This window comes from Pseudomonas sp. SDO5591_S426 (assembly GCF_054070755.1).
In genome coordinates this window covers 1-6,002 of record NZ_JBSVXD010000267.1, presented here as the reverse complement: position 1 = coordinate 6,002, position 6,002 = coordinate 1, and the positions used below count along the sequence as shown (strand labels likewise).

The 6,002-nt window shown below is 58.3% G+C and carries 6 protein-coding genes; 3 read left to right on the top strand and 3 right to left on the bottom strand.

Annotation, left to right across the window (positions count from 1 at the left end; genetic code table 11):
* Positions 1 to 70: 70 nt before the first annotated feature.
* Complete coding sequence (gene hyi, locus ACW9JC_RS28120; RefSeq protein WP_457459116.1) at positions 71 to 853, bottom strand: hydroxypyruvate isomerase; 783 nt, start codon at positions 851 to 853, stop codon at positions 71 to 73.
* 144 nt (positions 854 to 997) lie between these two features.
* Positions 998 to 2,773 (bottom strand): glyoxylate carboligase, encoded by a 1,776-nt coding sequence (gene gcl / locus ACW9JC_RS28115; protein ID WP_338582335.1) that lies wholly within the window; start codon positions 2,771 to 2,773, stop codon positions 998 to 1,000.
* A 268-nt stretch (positions 2,774 to 3,041) separates the two neighbouring features.
* Between gcl and ACW9JC_RS28110 the strand changes: the two genes are divergently transcribed.
* Both ACW9JC_RS28110 and ACW9JC_RS28105 read left to right on the top strand, forming a co-directional pair.
* The gene (locus ACW9JC_RS28110; RefSeq protein ID WP_457459114.1) at positions 3,042 to 3,482 is read left to right on the top strand and encodes a GlcG/HbpS family heme-binding protein; all 441 of its coding nucleotides are present in this window, start codon (positions 3,042 to 3,044) and stop codon (positions 3,480 to 3,482) included.
* Positions 3,483 to 3,693: 211 nt separating this feature from the next.
* Positions 3,694 to 4,152, top strand: coding sequence for an REP-associated tyrosine transposase (locus ACW9JC_RS28105; RefSeq protein ID WP_457459112.1), 459 nt, complete (start codon positions 3,694 to 3,696; stop codon positions 4,150 to 4,152).
* A 128-nt stretch (positions 4,153 to 4,280) separates the two neighbouring features.
* On the opposite strand, the gene ACW9JC_RS28100 is transcribed toward ACW9JC_RS28105, so the two are convergent.
* On the bottom strand, positions 4,281 to 4,886 hold the full coding sequence (locus ACW9JC_RS28100; RefSeq protein ID WP_448108895.1) for a TetR/AcrR family transcriptional regulator: 606 nt from the start codon (positions 4,884 to 4,886) through the stop codon (positions 4,281 to 4,283).
* 134 nt (positions 4,887 to 5,020) lie between these two features.
* Here ACW9JC_RS28100 and ACW9JC_RS28095 point away from each other — a divergent pair, with 134 nt between their 5' ends.
* Positions 5,021 to 5,935 carry a DUF808 domain-containing protein gene (locus tag ACW9JC_RS28095; RefSeq protein ID WP_457459110.1) on the top strand — a complete coding sequence of 305 codons (915 nt, stop codon included), beginning with the start codon at positions 5,021 to 5,023 and terminating at the stop codon, positions 5,933 to 5,935.
* Positions 5,936 to 6,002: the final 67 nt, after the last annotated feature.

Sequence of the window (6,002 nt, the reverse complement as noted above, 5' to 3'; positions counted from 1 at the left end):
CTTTTGATGTTGCTTTTGAAGATCAAGATCAAAAGATCGCAGCCTTCGGCAGCTCCTACAGGATTACGTGTTAAATCGCGTTATGGGTTTTCAACCAGCCCAGGCCCGCTTCAGTGGTGGTCAGCGGCTTGTATTCGCAACCGACCCAACCCTGGTAACCGATGCGGTCCAGGTGTTCGAACAGGAAGCGGTAGTTGATTTCACCGGTGCCTGGTTCGTTGCGCCCCGGGTTGTCCGCGAGCTGTACATGGTTGATCTCGCCCAGGTGCGATTGCAGGGTGCGGGCCAGATCGCCTTCCATGATTTGCATGTGATAGATGTCGTATTGCAGGAACAGATTGGCGCTGCTGACCTGCTCGCGAATCGACAGGGCTTGCGCCGTGTTGTTCAGGTAGAAGCCTGGAATGTCACGGGTGTTGATCGCTTCCATCACCAGTTTGATACCCGCCGCTTGCAGCTTGTCAGCCGCGTACTTGAGGTTGGTAACGAAGGTTTTTTCTACGGTGGCGTCGTCAAAACCTTGCGGACGAATACCGGCCAGGCAGTTGACCTGGGTGTTGCCCAGAACCTGTGCGTAAGCGATGGCCAGGTCGACACCGGCGCGGAACTCTTCAACCCGGTCCGGCAGGCAGGCAATACCGCGCTCGCCCTTGGCCCAGTCACCGGCCGGCAGGTTGAACAGCACTTGGGTCAGACCGTTGGCATCGAGCTTGGCCTTGATTTCGGCGGAGCTGAAGTCGTACGGGAACAGGTATTCGACACCACTGAAGCCGGCCTTGGCGGCCGCTTCGAAACGGGCGAGGAAGTCCTGTTCGGTGAACAGCATGGACAGGTTGGCTGCGAAACGCGGCATGGTGGTCTCCCGTTGCAAATTAATGAGGATGGCCCTGTGTAGGAGCTGCCGAAGGCTGCGATCTTTTGATCTTGATCTTCAAAACCAAAGATCAAAAGATCGCAGCCTGCGGCAGCTCCTACAGGGGCATCAGGCCATAACGAATCAGTCGAGCAACGAAATCGCGGTCGGAGCGTCGTTGCCGACCAGCGCCAGGTCTTCGAATTCGTTGACGGCGTTGATCTCGGTACCCATGGAAATGTTGGTCACGCGCTCCAGGATGATCTCGACGATCACCGGAACCTTGAACTCTTCGATCAGCTCCTGGGCCTTGCGCAGGGCAGGCTGGATCTGAGCCGGTTCGAACACACGCAGTGCTTTGCAACCGAGGCCTTCGGCAACTGCGACGTGGTCGACACCGTAACCGTTGAGTTCCGGAGCGTTGAGGTTATCGAAGGACAGCTGCACGCAGTAGTCCATGTCGAAACCGCGCTGTGCCTGACGGATCAGACCCAGGTACGAGTTGTTTACCACCACATGAATGTACGGCAGCTTGAACTGCGCGCCCACTGCCAATTCTTCGATCATGAACTGGAAGTCATAGTCCCCCGACAGGGCCACGACTTTACGGTTCGGGTCAGCCTTGACCACGCCCAGCGCCGCCGGAATGGTCCAGCCCAACGGGCCGGCCTGACCGCAGTTGATCCAGTGACGCGGCTTGTACACGTGCAGGAACTGCGCGCCGGCAATCTGCGACAGACCGATGGTGCTGACGTAGCAAGTGTCTTTGCCGAACACCTGGTTCATTTCTTCGTAAACGCGTTGCGGCTTGACCGGCACGTTGTCGAAGTGAGTCTTGCGCTGCAGGCTGGCTTTACGCTGCTGGCAGTCTTGCAGCCAGGCGCTGCGATTTTTCAGTTTGCCGGCGGCTTGCCATTCGCGAGCGACTTCGATGAACACGGTCAGCGCGGCAGCAGCGTCGGACACGATGCCCAGGTCCGGGGTGAACACGCGGCCAATCTGCGTGCCTTCGATGTCGACGTGAATGAACTTGCGACCTTCGGTGTACACATCGACCGAACCGGTGTGACGGTTGGCCCAACGGTTACCGATACCCAGCACCACGTCGGATTTGAGCATGGTCGCGTTGCCGTAGCGGTGCGACGTCTGCAAACCAACCATGCCGACCATCAGCGGGTGATCGTCAGGGATGGTGCCCCAGCCCATCAGGGTCGGGATAACCGGGATACCGGTCAGCTCGGCGAACTCGACCAGCAGATCGCTGGCGTCGGCATTGATGATGCCACCGCCGGCCACCAGCAATGGACGTTCAGCCTGATCGAGCAAGGCCAGAGCCTTTTCGACTTGAATGCGGCTAGCGGTCGGCTTGGCCAACGGCAGTGGCTGGTAAGCGTCGATGTCGAATTCGATCTCGGCCATCTGTACGTCGAACGGCAGGTCGATCAGCACCGGGCCTGGACGGCCGGAGCGCATTTCAAAGAAAGCTTTCTGGAACGCGTAAGGCACCTGGCCCGGTTCAAGAACAGTGGTCGCCCACTTGGTGACTGGCTTGACGATGCTGGTGATGTCGACAGCCTGGAAGTCTTCCTTGTGCATACGGGCGCGGGGTGCCTGGCCGGTAATGCAGAGGATTGGAATCGAGTCGGCCGAGGCGCTGTAGAGCCCGGTGACCATGTCGGTACCGGCAGGGCCGGAAGTCCCGATGCACACGCCGATGTTGCCGGCCTTGGTGCGGGTGTAGCCCTCGGCCATGTGCGAGGCGCCTTCAACGTGGCGAGCGAGTACGTGATCGATGCCGCCGACTTTTTGCAGGGCGTTGTACAGCGGGTTGATGGCTGCACCCGGGATGCCAAAAGCGGTATCAACCCCTTCACGGCGCATCACCAGAACGGCGGCTTCGATTGCTCTCATTTTGCTCATGGTTTTGTGCCTCTTTACGTTTTGTAATTGTATACAAGTGGCTTTGCGCAGAGTGTATTCACGGCGGACGGCGCAGGTCAATCCATTTTCTCAAGCGGTCGTTTCATTCGTCGGAAGCCCAATCTACTGTGGCTTTTCGTCGCATGTGGCGCTTTTCGAGAATTATTGTATACAAAAAAATAATTCATTGTGTTCTATTTGTTGCATTGAGCTGCGGCACAAACGCGCAGCTCCACGGCTTTCCGAAAAACAAAATGAGGACGGCACCATGAGCGCTTTAACCTTGAAAGTCGCAGTCAACCTGGTCAACGAGGCCATCACCGCAGCACGGGCGATCTCCGCTGCGCCCCTGACCATCGCGGTACTGGATGCCGGCGGGCATCTGATCACCCTGCAACGCGAAGACGGCGCCAGCCTGCTGCGCCCGCACGTCGCCATCGGCAAAGCCTGGGGCGCCATCGCCCTGGGCAAAGGCTCGCGCCTGCTGGCGCTGGACGCACAACAACGCCCGGCTTTTATCGCCGCGTTGAATAGTCTGGGGCAAGGCAGCGTGGTGCCGGCACCGGGTGGTGTGTTGATCCGCGATCAGGGCGGGAATGTGCTGGGGGCGGTAGGGATCAGCGGGGATCTGTCGGACGTTGATGAGCAGTGCGCGATCAATGCGATCGAGGCGTTGGGGTTGACGGCGGATGCGGGGGTTGTGGCTTGATCTGCGGCGCCTGAACAAATGCCATCGCTGGCAAGCCAGCTCCCACAATGACTGAGGGTGTTCACATAATTTGCGGACACCTTCAAACCCTGTGGGAGCTGGCTTGCCAGCGATCGCTATCTGCCAGACACATCCAGCTAAAAGTGTGTATTACCGCTCAGAGTTCCCAGGTCTAGCCTTTTCATGAGTTCATCATGAGAGAGGCAAAGGAATGCCGAATTTCCCCGCATCAAACCGTCTGCGAACGGGTCGCTATGCCGAGCCCAATCGGATCTATTTACTGACCACCAACACTCTGGATCGCAAGCCGATTTTCGCCGACTTCGCTTTGGGCAGATTGGTAGTTCATCAATTTCGCCGGGCGCAAGACCTTGGAATGGCAAAATCACTGGCTTGGGTCGTCATGCCTGATCATTTTCATTGGCTGGTCGAACTGGAAAACTGTTCGCTCAGAAAGCTCATGCGCCAGACTAAATCTCTTATTACGCGGGACGTGAATCTTTCGAGTGGCAGAGGTGGACCGCTTTGGCAGCAGGGTTATCACGACCGGGCGTTGAGGCGGGAGGAGGATCTGGTGAAATTGGCCCGGTATGTCGTGGCAAACCCATTGCGGGCCGGGCTAGTTGAAAAGCTTGGCGACTATCCGCTGTGGGATGCCATCTGGGTTTGAGCCGGCACCGCGTCGCCTTCATCGCTGGCAAGCCAGCTCCCACAGGTTTCTTTGTTGAGTTCAAATTCTGTGAACGACACAAATCTCTGTGGGAGCTGGCTTGCCAGCGATGAAGGCACCGCGGTCTATCAATCCGGCTCACACCCCTTCAACACCAACCGGATTATCGTCTGCGCCGCCGCTTCATAATCCTCTTCATCCAGTTTGGCCTTGCCGGTGATGGCGGTGATTTGCCAGTCGAAGTCGGCGTAAGTCTGGGTTGCGGCCCAGATGCTGAACATCAGGTGGTTGGGGTCGAGCGGGGCGATCTGGCCGCGGTCGATCCAGGTCTGGATGCAGTCGATGTTGTGCTTGGCCTGGCCGTTGAGTTGTTCGACCAGGTCGGCGCTCAGGTGCGGGGCGCCGTGCATGATTTCGCTGGCGAATACCTTGGAGGCAAACGGCAAATCTCGGGAGATGCGGATTTTCGAACGGATGTAGCCACTCAGGACTTCGCTCGGCACGCCGTCGGGGTTGAACGGCGTCGAGGCCTGCAGGATTGGCTCGATGATGCTTTCCAGGACCTCGCGGTAGAGGTTTTCCTTGGATCTGAAGTAGTAGTAGACGTTGGGCTTGGGCAATCCCGCCTTGGCTGCGATATCGCTGGTTTTGGTCGCAGCGAAGCCCTTGTCGGCAAATTCTTCACTGGCGGCACGCAGGATCAGTTGTTTGTTGCGCTCGCGGATGGTGCTCATAAACCAGGGGGTTCCTTGCCTGTTCTGGCGGTTGCGCATGGTAGCACCGGCCTTCGGCGGCGCTCAAGAATGCTCCGTGCGGCGCTCGGCCACGCTATGCTGCACCGCATTCACTCTAGAAGGAAACCCGATTCATGGCAGGAAGCAGTTTGCTGTTGCTGATCGACGACATTGCTGCGGTGCTGGACGATGTGGCGTTGATGACCAAAATGGCCGCCAAGAAGACCGCCGGTGTATTGGGCGACGATCTGGCGCTCAATGCCCAGCAGGTCAGCGGCGTGCGTGCCGAACGGGAAATTCCCGTGGTCTGGGCGGTGGCCAAGGGCTCGTTCATCAACAAACTGATCCTGGTGCCGTCGGCATTGGCCATCAGCGCGTTCATTCCGTGGCTGGTCACGCCGTTGTTGATGGTCGGCGGTGCCTACCTGTGTTTTGAAGGGTTCGAGAAACTCGCCCACAAGTTCCTGCACAGCAAGGCTGAAGACCAGGCCGAGCATGCTGAACTGGTCGAGGCGGTGGCGGACCCGGCAGTGGATCTGGTGGCGTACGAGAAGGAAAAGATCAAGGGCGCGATCCGCACCGACTTCATCCTCTCGGCGGAAATCATCGCCATCACCCTCGGCGTCGTGGCCGAATCGGCGCTGACCCAGCAAGTGGTGGTGCTCTCGGGTATCGCCATCGTCATGACTGTCGGCGTTTATGGTTTGGTTGCGGGCATCGTCAAGCTCGACGACCTGGGCTTGTGGCTGACTCAAAAACCGGGGCAGATGGCAAAAAGCATCGGGGCCGGAATTCTGAGTGCAGCACCGTACATGATGAAAAGCCTGTCGGTGATCGGCACGGCGGCGATGTTTTTGGTCGGTGGCGGCATCCTGACTCACGGCGTACCGGTAGTGCATCACTGGATCGAAAATGTCAGCGCAGCGGCGGGTGGCGCCGGTTTTATCGTGCCGGTGTTGCTCAATGGCATCGCGGGTATTGTGGCGGGGGCGGTGGTGTTGGCCGGGGTTATGGCTGTCAGCAAAATCTGGAAGGCGCTGAAAGGCTAAAACCAGCCCATAACAAATGTAGGAGTGAGCCTGCTCGCGATGGCGGTGTATCAGTCAACGTTGATGC

Coding starts and splice junctions, on each gene's coding strand:
- ACW9JC_RS28095 (WP_457459110.1), top strand. CDS start 5,021: ATGGCAGGAAGCAGTTTGCTGTTGCTGATCGACGACATTGCTGCGGTG.
- hyi (WP_457459116.1), bottom strand. CDS start 853: ATGCCGCGTTTCGCAGCCAACCTGTCCATGCTGTTCACCGAACAGGAC.
- ACW9JC_RS28100 (WP_448108895.1), bottom strand. CDS start 4,886: ATGAGCACCATCCGCGAGCGCAACAAACAACTGATCCTGCGTGCCGCC.
- ACW9JC_RS28110 (WP_457459114.1), top strand. CDS start 3,042: ATGAGCGCTTTAACCTTGAAAGTCGCAGTCAACCTGGTCAACGAGGCC.
- ACW9JC_RS28105 (WP_457459112.1), top strand. CDS start 3,694: ATGCCGAATTTCCCCGCATCAAACCGTCTGCGAACGGGTCGCTATGCC.
- gcl (WP_338582335.1), bottom strand. CDS start 2,773: ATGAGCAAAATGAGAGCAATCGAAGCCGCCGTTCTGGTGATGCGCCGT.